At 62.0% G+C, this 23,931-nt stretch carries 13 protein-coding genes; 4 read left to right on the top strand and 9 right to left on the bottom strand.

Annotation, left to right across the window (positions count from 1 at the left end):
- Positions 1–3: 3 nt before the first annotated feature.
- The 3 genes from PXH66_RS00605 to PXH66_RS00595 are packed head-to-tail and all read right to left on the bottom strand — an operon-like array spanning position 4 to position 4,828.
- A complete protein-coding gene (locus PXH66_RS00605) occupies positions 4–2,328 on the bottom strand; it encodes a glycoside hydrolase family 2 protein (protein ID WP_330929294.1) in 2,325 nt (774 codons plus the stop codon).
- A 48-nt stretch (positions 2,329–2,376) separates the two neighbouring features.
- On the bottom strand, positions 2,377–3,423 hold the full coding sequence (locus PXH66_RS00600; RefSeq protein WP_330929293.1) for a LacI family DNA-binding transcriptional regulator: 1,047 nt from the start codon (positions 3,421–3,423) through the stop codon (positions 2,377–2,379).
- Complete coding sequence (locus tag PXH66_RS00595; protein ID WP_330929292.1) at positions 3,386–4,828, bottom strand: MFS transporter; 1,443 nt, start codon at positions 4,826–4,828, stop codon at positions 3,386–3,388. Before PXH66_RS00595 ends, PXH66_RS00600 begins: the two co-directional genes overlap by 38 nt.
- A gap of 315 nt (positions 4,829–5,143) precedes the next feature.
- Between PXH66_RS00595 and PXH66_RS00590 the strand changes: the two genes are divergently transcribed.
- Positions 5,144–6,178 (top strand): zinc-dependent alcohol dehydrogenase, encoded by a 1,035-nt coding sequence (locus tag PXH66_RS00590; RefSeq protein WP_330929291.1) that lies wholly within the window; start codon positions 5,144–5,146, stop codon positions 6,176–6,178.
- A gap of 25 nt (positions 6,179–6,203) precedes the next feature.
- On the opposite strand, the gene PXH66_RS00585 is transcribed toward PXH66_RS00590, so the two are convergent.
- The 4 genes from PXH66_RS00585 to PXH66_RS00570 all read right to left on the bottom strand — a co-directional run bounded on the left by PXH66_RS00585 (position 6,204) and on the right by PXH66_RS00570 (position 16,957).
- The gene (locus PXH66_RS00585) at positions 6,204–7,472 is read right to left on the bottom strand and encodes an FG-GAP repeat domain-containing protein (protein WP_330932192.1); all 1,269 of its coding nucleotides are present in this window, start codon (positions 7,470–7,472) and stop codon (positions 6,204–6,206) included.
- A gap of 82 nt (positions 7,473–7,554) precedes the next feature.
- Positions 7,555–12,045 (bottom strand): FG-GAP-like repeat-containing protein, encoded by a 4,491-nt coding sequence (locus PXH66_RS00580; RefSeq protein ID WP_330929289.1) that lies wholly within the window; start codon positions 12,043–12,045, stop codon positions 7,555–7,557.
- Positions 12,042–13,817, bottom strand: coding sequence for a tetratricopeptide repeat protein (locus PXH66_RS00575; RefSeq protein WP_330932191.1), 1,776 nt, complete (start codon positions 13,815–13,817; stop codon positions 12,042–12,044). The genes PXH66_RS00580 and PXH66_RS00575 overlap by 4 nt, the downstream gene beginning before the upstream one ends.
- Positions 13,818–13,936: 119 nt before the next feature.
- Positions 13,937–16,957, bottom strand: a complete 3,021-nt coding sequence (locus tag PXH66_RS00570; RefSeq protein ID WP_330932190.1) for a TonB-dependent receptor plug domain-containing protein — start codon at positions 16,955–16,957, stop codon at positions 13,937–13,939.
- Between the two features lie 339 nt (positions 16,958–17,296).
- On the opposite strand from PXH66_RS00570, the gene PXH66_RS00565 reads away from it, so the two are divergent.
- Together PXH66_RS00565 and PXH66_RS00560 are read left to right on the top strand one after the other, a co-directional pair.
- Positions 17,297–18,301, top strand: a complete 1,005-nt coding sequence (locus tag PXH66_RS00565) for a LacI family DNA-binding transcriptional regulator (protein ID WP_330929286.1) — start codon at positions 17,297–17,299, stop codon at positions 18,299–18,301.
- A 26-nt stretch (positions 18,302–18,327) separates the two neighbouring features.
- Positions 18,328–19,053, top strand: a complete 726-nt coding sequence (locus PXH66_RS00560; RefSeq protein ID WP_330929285.1) for a polyamine aminopropyltransferase — start codon at positions 18,328–18,330, stop codon at positions 19,051–19,053.
- A gap of 283 nt (positions 19,054–19,336) precedes the next feature.
- On the opposite strand, the gene PXH66_RS00555 is transcribed toward PXH66_RS00560, so the two are convergent.
- Positions 19,337–20,857, bottom strand: a complete 1,521-nt coding sequence (locus PXH66_RS00555) for a flotillin family protein (RefSeq protein WP_330929284.1) — start codon at positions 20,855–20,857, stop codon at positions 19,337–19,339.
- 2 nt (positions 20,858–20,859) lie between these two features.
- Complete coding sequence (locus PXH66_RS00550) at positions 20,860–21,459, bottom strand: hypothetical protein (RefSeq protein WP_330929283.1); 600 nt, start codon at positions 21,457–21,459, stop codon at positions 20,860–20,862.
- A 385-nt stretch (positions 21,460–21,844) separates the two neighbouring features.
- Between PXH66_RS00550 and PXH66_RS00545 the strand changes: the two genes are divergently transcribed.
- Complete coding sequence (locus PXH66_RS00545) at positions 21,845–23,911, top strand: M3 family metallopeptidase (protein WP_425609079.1); 2,067 nt, start codon at positions 21,845–21,847, stop codon at positions 23,909–23,911.
- Positions 23,912–23,931 lie beyond the last annotated feature (20 nt).

Here is a 23,931-nt window from a genome sequence, read left to right as displayed (position 1 = left end):
GATTCAGGATTGTCCCCCGGCCAACACGGCGGGAGGAATGGCCGCTAGTCGACCTGACCGGACAGCAGGAGCCGACGCGCTCTGCGCGCTCACCTCAAAGTGGGTTACACCGATCGGCACATGCACCGCGACGGCGGCAATACCGGCTTCGGTTTCGACCACCACGGGTCCGACCACATGTGCTCCACCCGTGACGGTAAACGTGATCGTGTCCACCGTCTCCACGCACAACGAGCCGGCGTCATCGTGCAGGCCCGCGTAAACCAGCAGCAGGTCGGATTCATGGGGCTGACGCACGATCTCCCGCTCATCGCTCCACACCACCAAATGCGTGGGCGTCCCCGGCGTCATCACACGGTGTCGGGCCACGATTCCACCACCCATCCGCCCTACCGCCTCCAGCGCGCCGGGCACGTAATCGATTGCCTCAAACACAAAAGGCGGATGCGGCAAATGAAGCCACTGCGCATGCGCCGGCGTGGTGGCCGGTGCGACCACTTGGTCGTTGATCAGCAGCTCCACCGTTTCGCAATTGCTGAACACCCACAGCCTCCGCCCCGGGAGTTGCTCCTGCCAATACGTGGCGGCAAACACCATCGGACCCACGCTCCAATTGACGCCAACCTCGGCCGCGTCGCGTTGGCTCCGGTAGAAATAAAACGAGAACTTCGGCAGGCGAAAGAAATCCATGATGCCGCACGCCGCGCGGGTTTGTTCGTAGCCGCGCGGGTAGTCGTTCATGGCCCACAGCCCATCGAGCACCGCCGGCGAACTCAGGGTGTCATTGAGCGCCTCCACATGATTGCGGGCCTGCTGCCACAGGGCGGCTTCGCCATCGCCGCGAAATTTGCGACTGTTCAACCGTCGATCGAGAATGCCGGTCCCGGCTTTCTGATCAAAACCCTCATTGGCCGCGTAGTATTCCCAGTCGCCGTATTCCGCCACCACCAGCGCCTTGTCGTCGTTGCGCCAGGTGTGAATCGCACCGTGTTGCCGGGAGTGGAAGAAGACATCAAAACCGTCCATCCAACCGCACGTGAACATCTGATCGCCCGGGTATTCCTCATGGCCGATCTCGTGCATGCGACGCATGAAATCCGCCGTCATCTGCGTCTCGTTCAGCGAGAGTTCCCACAATACCACACACGGATGATTGCGGTCGCGCCGCACCAACCGTCGCGCGAAATCCGCGCAATTTTCCTGGAAGGCTTCGCACCCAAAAAACTGCCAGCCCGGGATGCAGTTCGCCACGACCAACCCATACTCGTCGCAGGCCGTCATGAAGTGCGGTGACTGCGGGTAATGCGAGAGGCGCACGTAGTCGAAACCCGCTTCCTTGATCCGGCGCGCCTCGCGATACTGAGCGGCCCGAGACGCCGCGTAACCGACGCGCGGGAAATCCTGATGACGATTCACGCCGCGCAACCGCAATGATCGCCCGTTGATTTCAAAACCGCCGGAGCGGGAGAATCCGATCAGGCGAATGCCAAAATCAATGCTACGGCGATCCAGTTCGCTTCCGTCGGACACGCGGCGCACGACCACCGTCAACGTGTGGCGATGAGGTGTCTGCGGCGACCACAGTTTGGCCGCCGGCACCACCAGACGTTGACTGACGGCATGACGGGCGGCGGTCGCCACGCGGAACGCATTCGAAGTGTCGCACGCGACCTCGTCACCATTCTGATCGATGACGATCCAGTCCAACCGCACGCCCTCCTCCACCGTCGCCATATTCTCGACCTCCGCACACAGCACGAGGGTCGCGTCACCCTGGGCCACGGATTCTGTGCGAATAAAAATGCCTCCGGGAGTCTCTCCCTCGCGAATGTAGCTGGTGAGAAACACCGGCGGGTAGATGCGTAGCTCCACCTCCTGGTGAAGCCCGCCATACCAGCAAAAATCCAACTCTTCGTAAGGCTTGCCCGGCGGCACGGTATCCTGATGTCGGTTGTCGAGTTCGAGCGCGATTTCGGCCGTGAGTTTGCCCCGCACCAACGGGGTGAGATCAATCTCAAACGGAAGGTATCCGCCGACGTTTTTTCCCGCCTCCACGCCATCAACCAGCACGCGGGCCGTCTGCATCGCCGCGCCCACGTGCAAGGCCAGTCGCGCGCCTTCCACCAGCTCCGGCACCGGGATGGAGCGGGAGTAAAGACACACTCCGAACCACGGCTCGTTACCCTGTAAATCGGCCACAAACGGAGAATGCGGCAGGTCCACCACCACAGGCTCGCCCGCAGCGCTTTTCACCGCGGTCAAACGACGAAATTGCCACCCCTCGTTCAAGGGGCTGTGGCGCATGCCGGTGGTGCTGTCCGTGTTCATGCGTTTATCGCCGCGCGGTGGGCGTCGGGACCAAAATCCGGAAGGTCTTCAAACCGAGTCCCTTTCAATGAGACTCACCGGCACGACGACCCGGCGGGCGGTGACGGTTTGATGGGAGGTCAGGCGGTCGAGCATCGCCGCGGCATTCTCGGCCAAATCGCGCAGGGACTCGTCAATGGTGGTGAGCGGAGGATTGAGCGAGGCCGAGATGCCCTCGTTTTCGCCGCCGATCAGGCCGATGTCCTCTGGTATCCGTTTACCCATGACATAGGTGAGCATGTGCAGGCAATCGAGGGCCTGATAGCTCGTGCCCGGCACGTAGAGCGCGTCGGCATCGAGTTTGACGAGACGGGACAGCACCGACGTGGAGTTGTGACTCGAACCGACGAGGGACAACCGGCGGTCATCGGGGGCGATCCCCGCTTCCTCCATCGCCGCCCTGAAGCCTTGGAGCCGCACGCGGAACGGTTCGAGATCGCGACCGAGAAACGCCAGACGTTGCTTGCCCCGCGCGATGAAATGCTGCGCGGCGAGATAACCCGCACGGTAGTGGTCCGAGCATACCACGTTCTGCGTCGCGACCACATCGAAGCGGTCGAGGTAGACGATGTGAGTGCGTTCTTCGAGGCGGGAGAGCACCTGCCGCAGGGCTTCGTTGTAGGTGATCGCGATCACGCCATCGAGATAGAGTCCGCTGAGTTCCTCCTCGGGGTTGTTGGGAATCACCACGCCGATATTGCGCCGCGACAGGGCGAACGAGAGGTGAGCGGTCACGGTCGCGGCATAACCTTCAATGCGGTCGGAGTAACCCGGGTCCGTGATGAGCGCAATCTGGCGCAGGCGCACCGAGGCCTGCGGTCGCAGGCGCAGTTTGGTCGCGGCACTCAGGACCTTTTCGCGGGTCTCCGCCTTCACCCGGTCACGGTTGTTGAGGACGCGGCTGACTGTGCCCGGCGATACCCCGGCAACTCGGGCGAGATCGTAAATCGTCGCTTTGCGGGGGCGGGAATTCGAATCGGATGTTTCGTTTTTCTTAATCGGGAGAGAGGGTTGAAGATTACTCCACGACGCGGCCGCGACGCGCTTCCAGTTCATCGCGGATTTCGTAGGCCCGCTTTTGCGAGAGCGGGTAGATCGCGATCAGCCACAGGGCGAGCAAGGCCCAGATAAAGGTCGAGACGGCGAGCACGAGACGCATACCGAGGATGGTGCCCTCGCTCTGCGCGCCACCGAGCGCCGCGTCAAAACCCGTCAGGCTCAGCGCCACGCCGGTGCCAAAAAACGCCAGCGAAAAGCCCGTTTTCTCAATGAACGAAAAGAGGGCGCCCATCATGCCCTCGCGCCGGAAACCGTGGCGCAATTCGTCGTCGTCGCAGATGTCACCGAGCATCGAAGGCAGGAGCACCCGGATACCCGTCCAGACCGGACCGCACAGGATCGGGTCGAGTAGGATCTTCCACTGGTTACCCGGCGTGTAGAGGAACCACTTGCCGAACGCGCCGAACAGCACCAGACCAAATATCACCGCCAGGGCGACGCGCTTGCCGTAGCGATTGGCCAGCCAATTGACGGGGTAGATCGAGAGGATGCCGACCACCGCATAGCCTGACGAAAGAATGGCCTTCCACTTCGCCCCATCGACCAGCACGCCATCGTTCATGTGGTAGACGATGATGTAGTAATCGAGGTTGCTCGCCAACATGCCCGCGAGCACCTGGCAGATGGTCAACCCGACGAGCACCATGAAGGCGCGGTTGCTCATGGCCGCCTTGAACGCCGGGACCAAGTGCACTTTCTCCTGCACCGACGCCTTCTTGTAATAGCGTTCCTTGACGAACAGGCCGGGCACCATGCCGAAGAATCCCATGATCACGATGCCGATGATCCAGCCCACGACCTGCACGCCCGTCATCATCGACCCGAAGAACGCCAACCCCGCCAACGGAATCGCCCAGCTGTAAGTGAGCTCGCCGAGCTTGTGGAAGAAGCTGATGAACGCCCCCACCCGCGTGCGTTCCTTGTAGTCCGGCGTCATCTCATACGTGAGACTGCTCAGCGGAACATAGAATACCGAATAGCAGGTGTAAAACAGCAGCAGCATCACCGTCAGGTAGATCAACGTCGCCGTCTGCCCCCACCCTTCCGGCACCATCCACAACGCGCCAAAGGCGAGGCCCTGCGTGATCGCGCCGATGACGATGAGGGGCTTTCGCCGTCCCCACTTGGTGCGCAGGTTGTCCGAAAAAATACCGACAATCGGATCAGTGAGCGCGTCCCAAAAACGCGGGATCGCCAACACCAACCCGAGCAGAATCGGGTCGACCGCCAACACCATTTGATACACCGGGATCGCGAGGCTGTTGATGCCGGCGGTGCCGTAAAAATTGGCCAGGTAACCCGTGCCCAGCGCGGACTTTTCCCAGAACCCAATTTTATCGGACTCGCGAGTGGTGTGCTCCGAGCGCGGGGAGGCTGCGGGGGTCGGCGGAGATTGAGACATACGGGGTAACAAAGAGGACGAGGAAATATCGACCACGCGTCGCTCGAGGGATCACACGACACCAAGGCAGATGGGGGATGGGAGGGGCAACGCACCCACCCCGGACAATTCTTTACATCACAGTAGAAAACCGTCCAAAGCGGTGACGAAGCGCGTATCAAACACTCACAGCTTTGAGTTACAAACTTTCTTTTATTTGAGTAACTGTTTTACTCATGTTGTTTTTGTTTAATTTCAACTTCCGGAGAAAATATGGGTCAAAAGGCGCAATCCCGGCCTCGTTTTCTGCCCCGTAACGTCCCAACCTGCGCAGCGATGAAAGCGCTGCTGCTCACTGCCCCTTCCCGTCTTGAAATGGTGGATCATCCCACCCCTGTTCCCGCGGCCGACGAGGTGCAGCTGCGCATCCGGGCCTGCGGCATTTGCGGCAGCGATATTCACGGCTGGGACGGTTCGAGCGGCCGACGCCAGGTTCCGTTGATCATGGGTCACGAAGCCGCTGGAGAAATTTCCCAAGTCGGCGCGGCCGTGACCGACTGGGCGGTGGGCGATCGCGTGACGTTTGATTCCACCGTGTATTGCGGAACGTGTCCGGCCTGCCGACGCGGGGCGGTCAACCTTTGCACGGATCGGCGGGTTGTCGGCGTCTCCCCCGGCACGTATCGTCAACACGGTGCCTTTGCGGAATACCTGACCGTGCCCGCCCGTATCCTGTATCGCTTGCCGGCGAGTTTGTCGTTTGAACAGGCCGCGTTCGCCGAGCCGGTTTCGATCGCCCAGCACGCGCTGACCCGGGCCGACATCTCCCCCACCGACTCCGCCGTGGTGATCGGCAGCGGCATGATCGGGTTGCTTGTCATTCAATCCCTGCGGGCGGCCGGCGTTTCCCGTATCATCGCCGTGGATCGGGAGGCGACTCGCCTCGATCATGCGCGGGCGTTGGGAGCGACCGAGACGGTCGAGGTGACCACCGGAGATCCCGTCGCGACCATTCACGACTACACCGACGGTCACGGCGCGGACGTCGTATTCGAAGTCGTGGGTATCGAGCCCACCGTCAAACTCGCCATCGCCGCCGCCCGGCTGGGCGGCAAAGTCGTGCTCGTGGGCAACCTCGCGCCCGAGGTCACCTTTCCCCTCCAACACGCCGTCACGCGTGAACTCACCATCTTGGGCAGTTGCGGCTCCGCGGGTGAATACCCCGCCAGTCTCGAACTGATCGCGAGTGGCGCGATTCAAGTCGAGCCCATGATTTCCGCCGTCGTCCCATTGGCCGACGGCGCCGCCTGGTTCGCGAAGCTCTCCACGCCCGAAGGAGGCGCCCACCTGAAAGTGATTCTCCAACCCTGACAGACTTCGAGCGCGGGCCCCGGTCCTACCGTCGTTGCCACAGATCGATGCGACCGGCGCGCTCATAGGGTGGGTAAAATCCGAGACTGCCGGTCACCAAATCCAGTTGGCCGTCGCCATCGAAATCCGCGGCGTCGATCACGATCAGATGCGACGGATTGAACGCGAGCGGACGCGCGGTGAAACGCTGCTGACCGTCGTTTTCGAAACACACCATCGTCACCGCCGCCGGGTTCGTCCAATCGTTGAATCCACTGACACTCACGATGTCGCGGTCTCCATCCCCATCGAAGTCGATCACCAGCGGACTATAGGCGCCGGCAAAGTTGCCGATGCGATGATAACGGAAACTGCCCCGGCCATCGTTCTCCAACCACTGCACGCCGTGCCACGGTCGGGCCCCCGGGGTGGAGTAGTCGAACCCGTCGCCGTTGGTGTAGACGAGGTCGGGGTCGCCGTCGCGATCGAGGTCGGCGACGGTTAGTCCACTGCTGCCGTAATCCTTGTTGGTGGAACCATGAAGCACTCGCGAGGTGAAGCGACCCTTGCCGTCGTTTTGAAAACAGTAGACTTCCTCCCAGTCCTGGGAAATCAGCGCGATGATATCGAGGTCACCATCCCCATCGATATCGACCACGGGCGTATGAATCGCACCGGAAAGTTCGAGCAGCGACGTCTCGGTGAACTGCCAATTGCCGCGGTTCTCCAACCACGTGACCTGACCTTCCAGGTAGCCGAATTTCCCCACCGCCAAATCGAGATCCCCGTCGCCATCGAGATCCCCCGCCTGCACGTCGGTCACCCGATAGGTGTTTTCGATGATAACGTGGTTGCGAAACGTCATGTCGCCGAGATTTTCCAGCACCACCACCGCGCCGATGCGTTGGTTGCTCGGCGGCACGTATCCCATGCTGGCCACGAGCACGTCGTTGTCGCCATCGCCATCGATATCGACCACTTCAGCGTGCACCGCTCCGGCCACCGGTTCGCCAATGGGTTGCTCGATGAAGGTGCCATCAGCCTGACGCCGCAGCCACAACACAAGATGTCGCCGCCCTTCGGTCGCGATCACATCGGGCGTGCCGTCCTGATCCAGATCGGCCACCGTCAAATCAGTGATCCACGGTTCCTCCGTCCTGGGTGCACCGATGGATTGAGTCTGCAGAAACATCGGCGTGAGCAGAGACGAGGTCTCCGAAGACGACACCTCCGACTCCCGTGACACTGGTCGGCCACACCCGATCGTCAAAACGAGCAACGCGAGAACCGCAGACGGAGCAACAAATCGGGACATGGCAAACAAGGGGGTCACGAAGAAAAGCAATGCGGAGCCACAGGTCGAATGTTTCAACCCCACCGGGAGTGCGGTGACGACGTCATTCGACGTGGTAAATTTCGGCCAGGGCGATGCCCGAGGTGCCGTCGGCGCCCGAGACATGGACGGAGTAAACCCCGCTGGGTAACTGGAGCACCAGCGCCGCATCCGCACTGGCTGATGGAATGGCGAAGGCCCCGGCGCGATGACTCGCGTCGAGCGTGAGCGAAGCTCGCGCGTCATCCTGCCAATTGTCATTCGACGCGATCAATTCGGTGCTACCGTCCGGCAAACGACGAAAGACACTGAGACGCGGATCGAGCAACGCGCCCGTGACGCCCAACGGAGCCAAGGACGGACCAATCCCCCGGATCAACACCAACGCGGGATCGGCGGTCTCGATCACAAATCCCGCGATCAACACGCCATCGCCGTCCCCCACCTCACCGCGCGTGGACAGGTTGACCAGATCGCGTCCATAGACCTCGGTGAGGACGATTTCGTCCGGGCTTTGCGCCCCTTCATTGATCACGGTGTATCCGCCGGGGCCGAGCGTAGCGACATCGGCGGCATCGGCCGAGTTCGCGTCCAGAGCAAACGCGCCCACTTCACGGCTCAATTCCTCCACGCGGTCAGCACGCGGTCCGGCGTGCCATGCATCGTTGTTCTGGATGGATTCGGTGGCATTTGCCGGATACAGCGCGAGCCGCGGATCGCGAACCACCGGGTCGACTCCGAGACGGCCCAACGTGGGACCCACGCTGCGCAAAAGCACTTCCTTTGACTCGTCCCCGCCCATCACGAAACCCGCAATCAGCACACTGTTACCAGCGCCGGCGCGCCCACGCGTGGAAAGGTTGAGCAGTCCGCGAGGCACCGCCCGCCCCTGCCGCAAAGCCTGCGCTTTGAGAAATGCATCCATCCCGACCTGCGACCCCAGCATCCGCCCGACCACATCATCGGCGGCGATATGGATACCGCCATAAAGACGGGACCGACCCGCTTGGTCGGCGGCATCGTAGTAGGTGGCCCACTGCAGCGTAATATCTGCGGCCGGCCCGATTTCGAAACGCAGAAAGTCGTTTTGATCAAAATGGAATTCGCCCAGGCCACCGGGAAAAAACGGCGTGCCTGTGAGCAGGGTCAGCACCTCGGCCGCGGCGCGGCTAAACGTGCTGTGACCGGAGACGTATCCGGGAAAGGCGGGCGAGACGAAGGTGTCCAACTGATACGGCACCCAGGTCGTGGCGAGAATCCAATCCACGCCGCCGACCTCGCTCGCAATATCCGCAGGCTTGCCCGCCCAGGCGCGAATCGCCACCTCGCCGATGTGGTCGGAAAGATGGGCGTGGCGTTGGCCGGTCGCCGCGCTCGCGGTCGTAATGACCTCCACCATGCCCTCCACCAACGGCAGGCCGTCGGCATGATACGACGGTTGCGCCGGATCGGAGGACTGCCCCAACCCTCCCATGTAACGGATCATCGAAATCGGGCGCGCGGAATCGTAGATGCGTTTGACGCCCCACGCCGTGAGGGCGGCATCGTAGAGACCACCATTGAGCGCGAGGTAACCCCGCACATCCCATTCCAAGGCGGAGAGCTCCGCGCCTTGTCCGGCGTAGCGGCGCACGAGCCGAGGGTCATCGGCGATCTCATTGAAGAGCACATTCCAATGTCCCGGTGGCGTTTCCGAGGAAGGACCGTCGGCCCAGAACTCGGCCAAAACCCGACCGTAGTCCGCGTGTAGTGCAATGTTGGGCACATAGGCCTCGCCGGTCACCGGGTTGAGCGCATGGCCGGTGCCCGCATTCGTGCCGAGGGGATTGTTGAGCAGGCTGCCGGGGGAGATATCCAGCGTCTCACCATCGGCCGGATCGAGATGCGCGGAAACCGCGATGACCTCAAGCGCCTGGGCTTTGAAGTCGGCATCGGTGGCGGTGCCGAGTTGAGGGGGCGGCCCCGGATCGATGGCAAACGTCGTCGGCGTGGGTTTGACGAGCGCGAACGGCGTCATGTTGCGCGCATTGACGCCGACAAACGTCTGCACCGATTCGCCAATGGGGATGCCGTTTTGGGAAATCGCATACGCGAGCGCGAGAGGTTGCCACGCGTTGGGATCGACCATGGCGGTCCCGGGCGTCGCCACGATCATCGGCTCATTCACGGACGCATAACCGGTGAGGTCGGCATAACGCCCGCGCTCATTGGCGCCGTCGTCGAGGGTCGCCGCCAAGACGGCGGCAGCGATGCGGTTGCCGACCGCGGCCGGAGAATCGCCCGCGGTGAGCGTATGGTCGGGGTCGTAACCGAACTGCGCCATCAACCAACGAAAGCCGAACAACGACCGCGCCGCTCCGGGGCTGAGTCGGAACCGCTCCGTCAGCAACCGATAGGCCGCGTAACAGGTCGCTTGATGATGCGCGGCTTCGCGCCCTCCGACCACGCCGGCGGCCGTTATCGTCTCTTCGCTGAAAATGGGCTCCGCCCGGCTCCATCCCTCGGGATGGTAAGCCCAATACGTATCCCAAAACACCGCCGACAAATGGTAAAGATTCCGCGCGTGCACCGGCGGGTCGGGATAGTCCTTCCGTATCGCGGCGAGCAAAAATTCATTCCACCACCGCGCCACGGAATATTGCCCCGGATCGAACGCGATCTCGATCACCGCCGCGTCACTGTCGACCGTTCCCTGCGGATTTCGCGCCACCACGGTGTAACGGCCGGCGTCGATGGGCTGGGCACGTTCGATGGTAAAGGATTGGCCGGTGGCGCCCGCGATGGTGACGCCGTCCCGCTTCCATTCATAAATCGGCGCCGGGATGCCGGTCGCTTCGACGGAGAGTTCGATTCTTTGCTTCAGCTCAAACTCGCCTCCGGTGGGTTGCGTCGTAAAGACGGGCGCGATCGGTGCGAGATCGGGCTCTTCGAGCACGTGCAGTTGGTTCGTAGCCAGGTTCTCGACCCGCTGCACGACGCCGCTCGGCCAGCGCACGGTGACGCGATCGACCGCGCTACCGGCATGGGCCCCCAATCCAAAATGCAACGCGCCTTCGCGCTGGCCGATGTAGGCGTTGGTGGGATTGAACAGATTGGTGCGGGAGGCCCCGGCATCGGAAACCGTCACCACCGCCCCATAACCCGAGCGATTGGACGCATGACCGCGAAACTTAAACCGGATCCAACGGTTGCCGTTGGCGGTGGCCGTGTTGCGATACGCCATCGCGGGGCCAAAGGTTTGCGTGAGCAGCACGTCCTCGTCGCCGTCGTTGTCATAGTCCCACACCACCACCGCCTTGGAGAGGCCCGTGTCGCGCACGCCGGCAATATTGGAGAAGTCGTTGAAGCGTCCGCTGCCGTCGTTTTGTCGCAACGCGGTTTGATCGGTCAATGCCGCGTAGAACGGCCCCGCCGGACCGAGTTCGGACGCGTCCATGCCGTTGGCCACCATGAGGTCCGGATCACCATCGTTTTCGTAATCGAAGAACGCCGCCCCCCACCCCCACCCGGTGCGATCGACGCCGGCGGTGGTCGCCACCTCGGCGAAACGGCGGTCACCGAGATTGCGATACAGTTTGTTGCCTTCGTGCGTGCCACTGCGCTGGTGAAAGAACGGCTCGTAAATCGAAGTCACAAACAGATCGAGCCGACCATCGCCGTCGTAATCCGCCACCGCCACCCCCATGCCAAACTCCTCCCGGGCCAGGCCCGACGCGGCGGTGCCGTCGGTGAACGTCCCGTCGCCATTATTCCAATACATCCGACTCGACCCGAAATCCGCCACCAGCGCGAGATCGGGCCAACCGTCGTCGTCAAAGTCGGCCCAAGCGGAAGAAAACGCAAAATGCTCCGCCTTCCCCACCGGCGGCTGCACCAACCCCGCGGCCGCCGTGACATTCGTAAAGTGCGCCGGTGCGACGGCTCCCCGATTGCGCAACAATACCGAGTGCAACGCGTTTTCCGCAGTGTCGGGCACGCCCCATTCGCTGACGTAAATATCCAGCCAGCCGTCCCGATCGTAGTCCACCAGCCCGACGCTGTAGCTTTCGTGGTCGGCCAGCGCAGAGGTCACCGCCGCGCCGCGCGCAACGGCCTGTTCGGTGAAGTGACCAGTGCCATCATTGATGAACAGCAAGTGGCGCGAGCCGCGATGCATCACCACCACGAGGTCGGCATCGCCGTCATTGTCCAGATCGCCCGCCCCAAAGGCCGCGGCATTGACCGCGGCGCCCAGGCCTCTCGCTATCGCTTCGTCGACAAAGGTGCCGTCGCCGCGATTGCGAAAAAGCAGCGGCGGCGCGTCGTAACGTGCGGTCAGCAAGTCTGTCCAGCCATCGCCATCAACATCGACCGCAGCGGCTCCGGCGTGATTGGACACGACGGTCTTGGTGATGCGGCCGGCTTCCGTGGCGCCTCGCAAGGGCACCGTCGCTTGATCCGCGTGTTGATAGACCAGCCCGCTGGCTGTGGTGACGTCTTCGAGCGCGGCAGAGAGCAACACGGCCGGAATCAATCCACCGAAGAAAAACGCGCAGCGAAGACCGTGTCGGTTCATGGCAGTCGGGAATCAATGGCGGACCGCAGCGCGGGATCAGAAGCAGAGTCGAGAAATGACCGGGCCTGCCGCCAGGCCTGCACCGCGGCGGGACGCTCTCCGGCGGCGGCCTGGATGTCGCCCCAGGTGAGGTGCACGACCGGATTTCGCGGATCGCGATCCACCAACGGGCGATACGCGTCGAGCGCGGCGCGCGATTCTCCCTGCCGTAGGAAAAGTTTGGCTTTGTTGGTGTAGGCTTCGGCGTAGGTCGGCCACGCCGCGATGGCGCGGTCGTAGTCCGCCACGGCATCAGTCGTGCGACCGGCGCGAGCATGGTCATTGCCACGGCGTAGCCACACTGCCGCCAACAATGGCATCACTCGCGACGAGTCGGTATGTAAGGCGACGGCTTCGGTGAGCACCGTGATGGCGTCATCGAGTTGCCCGGCTTCATAAAACAACTGGCCCAACATCGCCCGCGCCGCGACATCGTCGGGCGCGAGGCGGCGAATCTTTTCCAACAACAATCCGGCGTCGGCCCGCCGATCGGCCTGCCAATGCAATGACGCCAACTCACGCAGAGCCGCCACGTTATCGGGCGCCAGACGAAGGGCCGTTTCGAGGCTCGAACGGGCTTGAGGCAGATCGCCCGCCTGTCGCTCCATATCCGCCGCCAAGATCCACAACGCCACGGTGCGAGGGGTCGCCTCCAATCCCGCGCGGAGCTGTTGGGTGGCGCGGTCCAGCTCACCGGCGGCGCGCCACGCCGTGACCGCCGCGGGATAAAGCACCGCGAGATCACCTCCCGCCGCGAGGGCGGCCTCGTAGTCGAGGGCGGCCTCACGATGACGGCCGAGACGGCCCAGCGCGACGGCGCGAAACCGTCGCACCATCCAATGATCGGGTGCCACGGTTTCCATGCGTTCAAGGATGCGACCCGCGCCGGTGCCGTCGCCGGATTTCACGCGCTCTTCAAAAGTAATAGCCAGTCGCGTGAGATCGAAACTGTCGTAGTGCAGCGCATCCATCCACGGATCGTCCGGCAGGGGATCCTTGCGCTCACGCGCTTGTTGGCGCAGCGCCGCCGCCCGCTCGATGTCACCGGTGGCGGCATGGATCTGCGCCAATACGGCGTAGGCCGAGGACCATCCGGCGTTATCGACGACGAACGCTTCGAGCCGGCGACGGGCCGCGTCGGATCGACCTTGCGCGAGTTCATCGCGGGCCAACGCGATCGTGGCGTAACCATTGTTCGGATACTCCTGCAGGACGTCCTGAAACGCCGTGAGCGCGGCGGAGCGTTCACCGGTTTTATAGTGCAGCTCGGCGAGCTGCAGACGCGCCGCCACGTAGGCGGGTTGCCGTCGCACCGTCTCGGCCAGCCAACGCTGCTCGGCGGCGGGGTCTCCCTGCTCGCGCGCGACGTCCGCGAGGTAGCGAGTGGAACCGACATCGGCGGGGTCGATTGCCACGGCCTGTTCGTAGCACGTCTGCGCCTCGACCAGAAAACTATTGGCGTGATAGAGCCGACCGAGGCGCGACCAGGCGGAGGCATCCTCCGGCGTGCGCGCGAGCGCTGTCTCGGCGGCGTCCACGCGTTCGCGCCAGGCGGCGGGAAAGGCATCGAGCACCGGGCGCGGCGGCGGCGTCACCGCCGCCGTATCGGTGGTTCGACTACACGCCGCGAGCAGAATCACGGCAGCGGCCACCAAGGGCCGGAGCAGTCGACTGCAGCGCCGGGCGCGAGCCGGGGCAAACGATGGGGAGCGGGAGAAGTGCGGGAGAGCCATACCGATGCGGCGGCCAGTGAAGCACACCGCGCTTGAACGGAAAACCAAGAAGGCCTCCCAGGATACGTCCAGGGAGACCTTCATTGCTCAACGGGTGGGCGCGGAAGCCAACCCCCTTTTTACCAGTCGAGCGTGGTGGAGATAAACCAGGTGCGACCTTGCTGAATACGGTAAACCGAGGGCGTGCCGTCGGAGTCGACGTTGATGGGAGTGAAGCCCTTGCTCTCGGTGAGATTGCGCAGGTTGACCTGCACGTTCCAGTTGAAGCGATCGTTCATGATGCGGCGACTGTAACCGAACCATACATCGAGGTAGACGTTGCCCCCGTCGGTGTAGGGATCGTCGAGATCGAGGGCGACGAGTTGTTCACTGCCACCGACGATATCGGTGATGGCGCGGAAACCGATGGCGGACTCCGACTCCCACCGCAACGCACCGCCCAGATTCCAGCCCTTGAGCGCCCCTTCGGACCAACTGTAGTTGGAAATGACATTGGCTCGCCACTCGCGGATCTGCGGGTTGGGTTTGCCCTCCTCGGCCTTGTAAGTGGCGAGGATGCGACCGGAGTTGAAGTTGGTGAAGTAGTCCTGGAGGTTGCCATTGACGCCCCAGCCGGCGTCGAAGGTTTCGGGACCATCCCACCAAACCGCGGATTGCCAGGTGGGCAGCACTTCTTCGATCCACTGGGAGAGTCCGGCGCCGATGTTGGCATTGACCGCTTCCTGGCGGGACACGTTGGCCATGATGCGCCAGTTGGGGGTCGGGTTGTAGGTGATCTCGACCTCCGTGCCTTTCGCGGCGACGTCGGCCGTCTCTTCGATGGCGTTGTCACCCCACATGGCGGTGGAGAAAAACTGCGTGTGGGTCTCGCCATACTGGGCGGCGAGTTGCGGGATCACGACCTGGTCAAACCACGGCAGCTCCCACTGGGCGGCGATGTCGGGACCGGTGTTGGAGATGCGGGAGTTCACCTGGTTCACCTCATACCAATTGAACTTCATGTTCAGCTTGTCCTCGATGAGATTGAGCGAGAACCCGTAGTCCTTGCCGGTGCCGGAAGGCGGCGGGATGACGTTGCCGAAGATGTCGAGATTGGCGGCGGCCGCGATGAAGTTTTCCGACTCGTTGTAGTGGAACGAAAGCCAAGGGAGGGCGTGGAACACCCCACCCCACGTGAACGTGTCACCTGCGACGCTTTCGGGGTCTGGCATCGTGTCATCCACAATCAACAGGCCGGTGGCCGAGTTGATCGCGGTCGAGGAAACGCGAGCCTCGGTGTTTTCGTCCTGACGCCAGCCGGCGAGCGCGACGATGCGATCGTTCCAGAAACGGCCCTGCCACACCTCGGCGGAAGATGTGATCTCGCTGGTGCCCAGGTCGCGACGTTTGTGCCCCCAAATGGATTCAAGCACATCGCCCGTCCATTGGTTGGTGCTCCAATTGTAGTAAGTGTTGGGCGTCGCACCCAGCAGCGTGTGGGGAATCGACAGGCCGGAGGCCGACGGCGAGTCGACCGTGCCACCGAGGTAGCGCAGACGCGTGAACTGCCATTGGCCGTCGTTGATGCGATCGGCGGGCCAAAGATAGGACGGCGAACCCGCGCGAATCTCGTTGTAGACGTCACTCTCGTAACCGGTTTCGCGGTTTTCGTAGTAGCCGGTGATCTGGTGCTTACCGAGCCATTTGGCCCAACCATCGCGCTCGGTAAAATCGAGCTGCCACGTGGCGGTGCCCCGGTAGGACTCGTTGTCGTTGGTGCCGATGTTGAGATTATCGAGCGAACGCTGCGGAATGAACAGTCCGCCGAAGTTGGTATTGGTGCGGCCGTCGGGGAGGTTTTCATTCACGTCGACGAAGACGCCGAATTCGTTGGAGCGGGTAAAGTTGAGCCCGCGGGACGAGAGATCCTCCTTAATGTAGGCGACGTTGAAAAACAGGTTCGGCAAAACTTCCTGATCCCATTCCACGGTGAAGGTATCGAGCTGCCGGTCATTGACCATGGGATTGAGGTTGAGCTGGTGAAACGGCAGAAAACTGTCGTCCCCAAAACCGAGCGCGGTCTGCACGAACACGCCATCGCGCCACGGTTGCCACCACGTCGCCCAGGTGTCTCCGTTGGCTCCTTCCTGGAAGGAATATTGCGGCACTCCGTCGGCCCCCATGGCCATGAGGTAACTGCTTTCCCCGGTGAGCGTGCCAAACTGCCCCGTGCCATTGCCCTGGGACGGATCATGGGTGGGACGGCCCGCCGCGATCCAACTCGAAACCTGATCGATGGGCGTGATCGAGTTGGGGTTGTTTTGGTATTGATCCGCGTTTTCGTAGCTGACCCGAATCGTGGTGGAATCAAAGGGCTTCCACGACGTCGTCAGGAAGTAACGGGCATCTTGGTATTTGGACGGCTCTTGTTCGTAACCCCGGTCGGCCCACAGGGCGGTGGCGCGCACGGCGAATTTACCGTCGGCCATGGTACGGTTGAAATCGAAGGTGGCGCGAGCGTCGCCCTGACTGCCGTAGCGCAAGCTCACTTCGTTGTAATCCTGGTTCAACATCGCGAGCTTCGGCGAATAGTCGATAATACCGGCGGGCTGACCGAGACCGAAGAGAATGGAATTGGGACCACGGTTCAGCGTGAGCCGGTCGAGATTGTAGGCATCGAAACCAAGCGAACCCCCGATCGTCGCGAAGTAATTGCGCGTGAGCGTCGCACTGCCCAGACCGCGCACGCGGTTGGCTGTCATCGGACTGGAAGCCGTGTTGTCGGCAAAACCACCAATGCCCTGCGCTGGCGCATCCGTGTAGTTTACCGTGCCTTCCGTATTACCCATGTAGGCAAACACATCATTGATATCCGTCGCGGCGGTGTCCTTGAGGAACTCAGCGGTCACCACACTCACCGATGATGCGACATCCTTGAGGCTGGTGTTGATCCGGGACCCGGCGAGCGTGCTGGTGGCACGGTAGCCTTTGTCTTCGGTCGCATTGATGGTGAAAGGCGAAAGCTCGACGATTTCGGAATCTTCGGGCGCATCGTCAGCGGCGCCGCTGGCCGCCGTTTGGGCAAACACATGGCCGGCTGAAGCCATCAACAGGCCGCCAAGCAAGGTGCGCAGACTCGGACATTGCGCCCGAGCAGACATGGGGAGGTTCACTTTCATAGTGTTGGGGAAGTCTGCCCACAGCCGAAACGCTGCGGACAAAAGGGGTGTTCAGGGTCGAGGGGTGTAGATCTGGGTCGCGGATGCCGAAAGGGGCTGTCCGGATAAACTGATCCGAAAAACCATAAGCGGTCGGCGACGGGGTAGTCGGGGTGCGATCGGGAAGTTGTTAAATTGTTTTATGATCTGCAATACTTTTAGATTTTTTTCGCCACTGATTCTTTCCCAGCAGGTAAGTTCAGCTCATTGACGAAGCTCGTTTCACCTATGATAACTAACCCAACCGAGCCGATTTAGCGGTTATTCACGCACGCCCTCCTCATGCCTCGATCTGACGCCTCCTCCGAAAGCCTCGCGCCCAAAAAAAGGCCTACCATCTATGATTTGGCCAAGCTTTCGGGGGTTTCACCCGGCACGGTAAGCCGCGTGCTCAACAATCGAGACCGGGTGAATTCGGACACCCGCGCTCGCGTGCTCAAGGCCGCGCGCCAACTCGACATGCGCCCACAAGCCGGCGTGCGCATGAAGCAGATCGCGGTGCTCTCCGAGCCCAACTATCCGGACCGTATTTCCGGCTACGCCGCTCGACTGACCTCCCACCTGTCCTTTGCCCTGGCGCGCAACAACGCCTGCGTGCTGCTCCCCGTCGACCCCCACAACGAACTGCCCGCCACCTTCCTCGATGGCATCATCGCCGTGACGTATGATCGCGAGATGCTCACCCTGCTCAAGGAGTTGGAGAAACGCATTCCCATCGTCTACATGGATCGATTCGACGGCGATGGTGACTACCACGCCATTTGCTCCGATCACGAAAACGCCGGTTACCTGGCAGGGAAACATCTCGTCGATCACGGCAAAAAACGCATCGCGATGGTCGCCAACAACGTGCTCCCCAATGTCGAACGGCAGCGCGGACTTCGCCGTGCCATCGCCGAGTCCGGGCAGACTCCGGATGACTATTTGCTCAAACTCTTTGATGAGTTTGAGACCCCCACCGCCTACGGCAGTTGGATCGCGCGCATCGTCCGCGCCGGGGCCGATGCCATCATCGCGCCGGGCTCCAGCTTGCAGGGAGTTAACTGCCTGCACGTGCTCGCCTACATTCTGGATAAAAAAATCCCCGACGACATCGCGTTGGTGGCGGGGGAAACTCCCGGCATTTCGGAACTCTTGCAGCCCCCGCTGACCACCGTGTTGGAACCCCTCCCGGACATGGCCGATCGCGCCGTTGATTTGATTCTGCGACTCGCGGCCGGAGAAAAACCCACCCCCGAACGCACCTTGCTGCCCGTCCACCTGATCGACCGCGCGTCGGTCGTTTGATTTCACCGCCCACGCTCCCCCCTTTTATGTCCGCCAATTTCGAAGAACTCGATTACCAAGAAACTCCGCTCGGTCCGGTCAGCCTGCGCCGTCAGGTGCTCAAGATGTTCGACAACCGCGAGATTCATGAGGTGAAGCTCGGTAACGACTACCTCATGTCATCGCTCTTCACCAAAGTGGAGGAGGAGTTGTCCAACCTGAGTCTCGCCGCGCTCAATCACCCCGCCCCCGACGTCGTCGTCGGTGGCCTGGGTCTCGGCTACACCGCGTGGGTGGCCCTGCAGCATGAGCACGTGAAGTCGCTCATCGTGGTCGACTACTTGCAGCCCGTCATCGACTGGCATCGCAAGGGTCTGGTGCCGCTCGGTCCCAAACTCACGGCCGACCCGCGCTGCCGGTTCGTGCACGGCGATTGGTTCGCCATCTCAGCGGCGGATGGACCGGGCTACGATCCCGACGAACCCAACCGAAAGTTCCACGCGATCCTGCTGGATATCGACCACTCTCCCGACCACCTGCTGCACCCGCGCCATGCGGAATTTTACAGCGAAGCCGGACTGCGCGCTTTCGCATCGCGGATCCATCCCGGCGGCGTCTTCGGCCTGTGGTCGGACGACCCGCCCGAAGACCAGTTTCTGGCCAACCTGCGCGCGGTGTTCCCGCACGTCGAAACGACGGTCGTCGCGTTCCCCAATCCCTTCCTCCACCGCGATTCGCACAGCACCGTTTACGTGTGTCGGCTGGACGGGTGACGCAGACGGTCTTTAACGCAGAGCCGCAGAGCGCACCACGTTTTAACAAGCAGCATGCTCAGGGGAAATCGGTCATAGCGACGCCCGCCGATAAACCGCCTGTCTTATTTAGAAAATGAGCGTGCTGGCACGCGATAACGCTTGCCTCTCAGTGGCAACGCACCGCGTTCATCGCGCGCAAGCGCGCTCCTACTGGCCGACCAGGGCAAGCCCCACCTCTATAGCGGGACAGGAACCAGCGGGCGTCTCTGCGTCTCCGGGTTAAAAACAGCGTTGCTGCGGCTTAAACGGACGACTTGGGATCGTCGGGGTTTTCACCTTTCGATTTCGGCGATGGCTTCGGGACGGCCGGTTCTTCTCCCGTCAGCTTCCCCAGGTATTCCGGGAGTTGGACGCCGACGTTTTTGGTGATTTCGTGGAGCGGCGGCAATGATCCGATGAGACCGGAGAGGAAGTTGGTGGTGGCTCCTTTGCCTCCGTCCTTGCTGGCTCCACTGTCCCACACGGTGACCTTGTCAATCTTGAGGTTAGAGACGGCCTTGACCTGCTCTTCGACGAGCTTGGGCAATTGCTCGATGACGAGCATGAGTTGCGCCTGCTCTTCGCTGCTGAAGGCGGCGACGAGATCGGCAAAGCCCTTCGCTTTGTTCTTGAGCACGGCTTCCACGCCTTCGGCTTCGGCGAGCATCTTGAGACGCGTGCCATCGGCTTCAGCGGTGAGCTTGAAACGCAGACCATCGGCCTCGGCTTGCTTCACCGCTTTGAGACCATCGGCTTCGGCCTGCTTTTGGAGGCGGACGGCGTCGGCTTCACCCTTTTGCACGCGGCGGATTTGTTCGGCCTTGGCTTCGGCGTCGACGATCATTTTTTCGCGGTTCACTTGGGCCGGCACGATGACGTTGGCTTCCTGGGTCGCTTTTTCCTTGGTGGCGCGTTGTTTTTCGGCCGCTTCCTGCGCGACGTATGAATCTTTGAGCGCGTTGGCCTGAGCGACTTTTTCGGACGTGATGGCGAGACGTTCGGCCTCGGCTTCCTTCATGCGGCGCTCGGCGTTGGAATTGGCGACGGTCACCTTGGCGGTGTTCTCACCTTCGGTCGCAACGGCATCGGCACTGGCTACTCGCACGCGTTGATCGCGTTGCGCTTCGGCCGCACCGATGTCACCATCGCGATGGGCCTGAGCGACCTTCACCTTGGCTTCGGCGATGGCCTTGGACGCGGCCTCCTGGCCGAGCGCATCGATGTAACCCGAGGCATCGGTGATGTCCTGCACGTTCACGTTGATGAGGCGCAGGCCGACCTTCTTGAGCTCGACCTCGACGCCCATGGAAATGTTGGCGATCAGCTTGTCGCGGTCGGCGTTGATTTCCTCGATGTCCATCGTGGCGATGACGACACGCATCTGGCCGAATATGATGTCCTTCGCCAGTTCCTTGATTTCGTTGAGACCGAGACCGAGCATGCGCTCGGCGGCGTTTTCCATGATGCCGGGTTCGGTCGAAATACCGACGGTGAAAGTGGAGGGCGTGTTGACGCGGATGTTCTGTTTGGAGAGCGCGCCTTCGAGGCGGATGTCGATCGGCAACGGCGTGAGATCGAGGTATTGATACCCTTGGATGATGGGCCACACGAAGGCCGCCCCGCCGTGGTAACAATTCGCGGATTTGCCGCCGGCGATCTTACCGTAAACGACGAGCAAGCGGTCCGACGGACACCGCTTGTAGCGGGTGGCAAACGCGATGATCGTGGCAAAGAAAAAGAGGACGAGAGCGCCACTCCCGATGAGGATGGTGTAGGACGGCATAGTTATTGAAGGGGTTGAGTGTTGGAGATGGATTCCACGTTATAAGTGGTCGGGCCGAGCATGCTGGTGATGCGCACGCGGTCGCCGGGTTTAGCTACGCCGGGACTGGCCTTGCGCGCGCTGGCCACACGCGTGCGGCCTTGAATCATAAGTTGGATCTGGCCGCCGCCGTCTTGGTCGTCGCCCGGCAACGTCACGTAAACGGTGGCTTCTTCGCCGATGGCCGTGGCGTAGTCCAAGTTGCCCTTGGACTGCAGGCTCAGCAGCAGGCGGATGAGATAAAACATCGCGAACATGAGTGCGACGCCCAGCGCGATCGCGAGAGCGACGGACAGCAACAGGCTCAGTCCGGAACTGCGGGCCATGGCACCGACCCAGCCGAACCCGAGGAAAAATGCCCCCAAGGTTTGCGAAGAAAGGATGCCGGCACCCGACGAGGAATCCGCATCGGGCAGATCAAGATCGAGGTCGAAACTCGCCGCGTCACCGGCGACTCCCATGAGCGAAAGCACGAGTTGAATCGAGGTGATCGCTAACGCGATGATACCGATCGCGTAGAAAATTTGCAGATCAGTTGAGAGAGCGGTCCACCAAGCAGTCATGTTGAATCGGGCAGAGGTTGAGGGATAGGAGGGCGTAAACCTCCGGAAACGCGGGCGATAGCGTTGCCGCCAGCGGGCGGGATAGTTTTAGCACACAACACGTCGGTTGGCTGTTACGTTATGAGGGGTAGTTTGTAACTCTCGCTGGGAGCGAAGGTTCGAGACAACTTGATGGCCACCGCACGCCGGTGAAGCAAGTTCAAGACGCGTGACAGGTGGGGCGGAGATTGCTCTGCCCGGCGGTTGGAGTTCATCGTTTGCCCAACCCAACTCAACGATGCCAACACGCGCTTGCTTTTCACATTCACACTTCACCCGATGGCCGCTTCTCCCGGTCTTGATCGGCGCACTGTTCGCCGCCAGCGGTTGCTCGCGGCCAGACGACATGGACCAGGATGAAAATCCTCTCCTCTCCGCCAGTCCTCTCCCCTTCGGGTATCCGCAGTTTGACCTGATCAAATCGGAACACTTCGAGCCCGCCTTCACCGCGGCCATGGCCGAACGACGCGCCGAGATTGCGGCGATCGCGGACAACCCCGAGGCCCCCACGTTTGCCAACACCTTTCTCGCTTTCGAACGTTCGGGTCAAAACTACGCCCGGATCGATCGCATCTTCTCCAACCTCAACGCCACCGTGACCGACGAGATCCTCAAGGCCGTTGATTCCAAGATGGCTCCGGCGGAGGCCGCTTTGGTGGACGAGATTTATCTCAATCCCCAACTCTTTGCCCGCGTCGACGTGCTTTTCGCGCAACGCGATACGCTCGATCTGGATGCCGAATCCGTGCGCCTGGTGGAGAAAATCCACACCGCCTTCGTGCGTCGCGGCGCTCGGCTCAACGATGCCGACAAAGCCCGCGTCAAGGTCATCAATGCCGAACTCGCGACCCTGCGCACCCGTTTCAACCAAAACGTGTTGGCCGAAACCAATGCCTCCGCGCTGCTCGTCGACACGGCGGCCGAACTCGACGGTTTGAGCGACGCCGCGATCACGGGCGCCGCCGAAGCCGCCACTGCCGCCGGTCACGATGGCAAGTATCTCCTCGCCCTGCAAAACACCAGCGGACAACCAGCGCTGGCCTCGCTCACCGACCGCGCCGTGCGCGAACGTCTTCTCGCCGTATCCCTCGCCCGTGACAGCAGCGGAGGCGAATTCGACAACCGCTTGCTCGTCGCCCAAACTGCGCGGCTGCGCGGCGAACTCGCCCAACTGCTCGGCTACCGCACCTACGCCGACTATGCGCTGGAGGAACGCACCGCCCGCGATGTGTCGACCGTCAACGCCATGCTCGGCCAACTCGCCCCGGCCGCCGCTGCCAACGTCCAACGGGAGATCGCCGATCTTCAGGCCGCCATCATCGCCGACGGCCAGGACTTCACCCTCGCCGCCTGGGACTGGGCATTCTACGCCGGTAAGGTCCGCGCCGCCCGCTACAACTACGATCTGGAAGAACTGCGCCCCTATCTGGAACTCGATCGCGTGTTGATCGACGGCGTTTTTTACGCCGCCAACCAACTCTACGGTCTCACCTTCCAACCCCGGCCCGACCTGCCCGTGTATCACCCCGATGTCCGCGTGTGGGAGATCAGCGATGCGGACGGCTCGACCCTCGCCTACTTCCTGTTCGACGTCTACGCCCGCCCCACCAAACGCGGCGGCGCTTGGATGAATTCCTACGTCATCCAATCCGATCTCCTCGGCGGTCGTCCCGTCATCGGCAACCATCTCAATGTGGATAAACCGCCCGCCGGTGAGCCGACGTTGCTGACGTGGGACGAAACCAAAACCCTCTTCCACGAATTCGGCCACGCCCTCCACGGCATGCTCTCCGACGTGACGTATGCGCGCTTCGCCGGCACCAGCGTGCCGCGTGATTTCGTCGAGTTTCCTTCACAGGTAAATGAGATGTGGCGCACCTGGCCCGAAACCCTCGCGCACTACGCCGTGCACTACCAGACCGGCGAGCCCATCCCCTCCGCCCTGCTGGCCAAAATCGAAGCGGCCTCCCGGTTCAACCAAGGTTTCATGACCGCCGAACAACTCGCCGCCTCCATGCTCGACCAAGCCTGGCATCAACTCACGCCGGACGAAGTGCCCACCACCGCGGAAGGAGTGATGGCCTTTGAAGACGCCGCCCTCTCCCGCGCCGGCTTGAACATCGCCGCCGTGCCTCCCCGCTACCGGTCGCCCTATTTCCGTCACGCGTTCGCGGGCGGGTATTCAGCGGGTTACTACAGCTACTTCTGGAGCGAGGTTCTCGCCGCCGATAGCGTGCAATGGTTCAAGGCCAACGGCGGTCTCACCCGCGCCAACGGCGATCATTTCCGCCGCACCCTGCTCTCGCGCGGCGAGTCCGCCGACCCCATGCAACTCTTCCGCGACTTCGCCGGTCGCGACCCCGACATCGCCCCCCTGCTCACCAAACGTGGGCTGGAGGTGAACGAAGAATAGTTGAACACGGTCCGTTTCCC

It is taken from the genome of Synoicihabitans lomoniglobus (genome assembly GCF_029023725.1).
Taxonomy (GTDB): domain Bacteria; phylum Verrucomicrobiota; class Verrucomicrobiia; order Opitutales; family Opitutaceae; genus Actomonas; species Actomonas lomonigloba.
The sequence above is the reverse complement of the archived record's forward strand: the minus strand, read 5'-3'. Positions and strand labels throughout refer to the sequence as shown.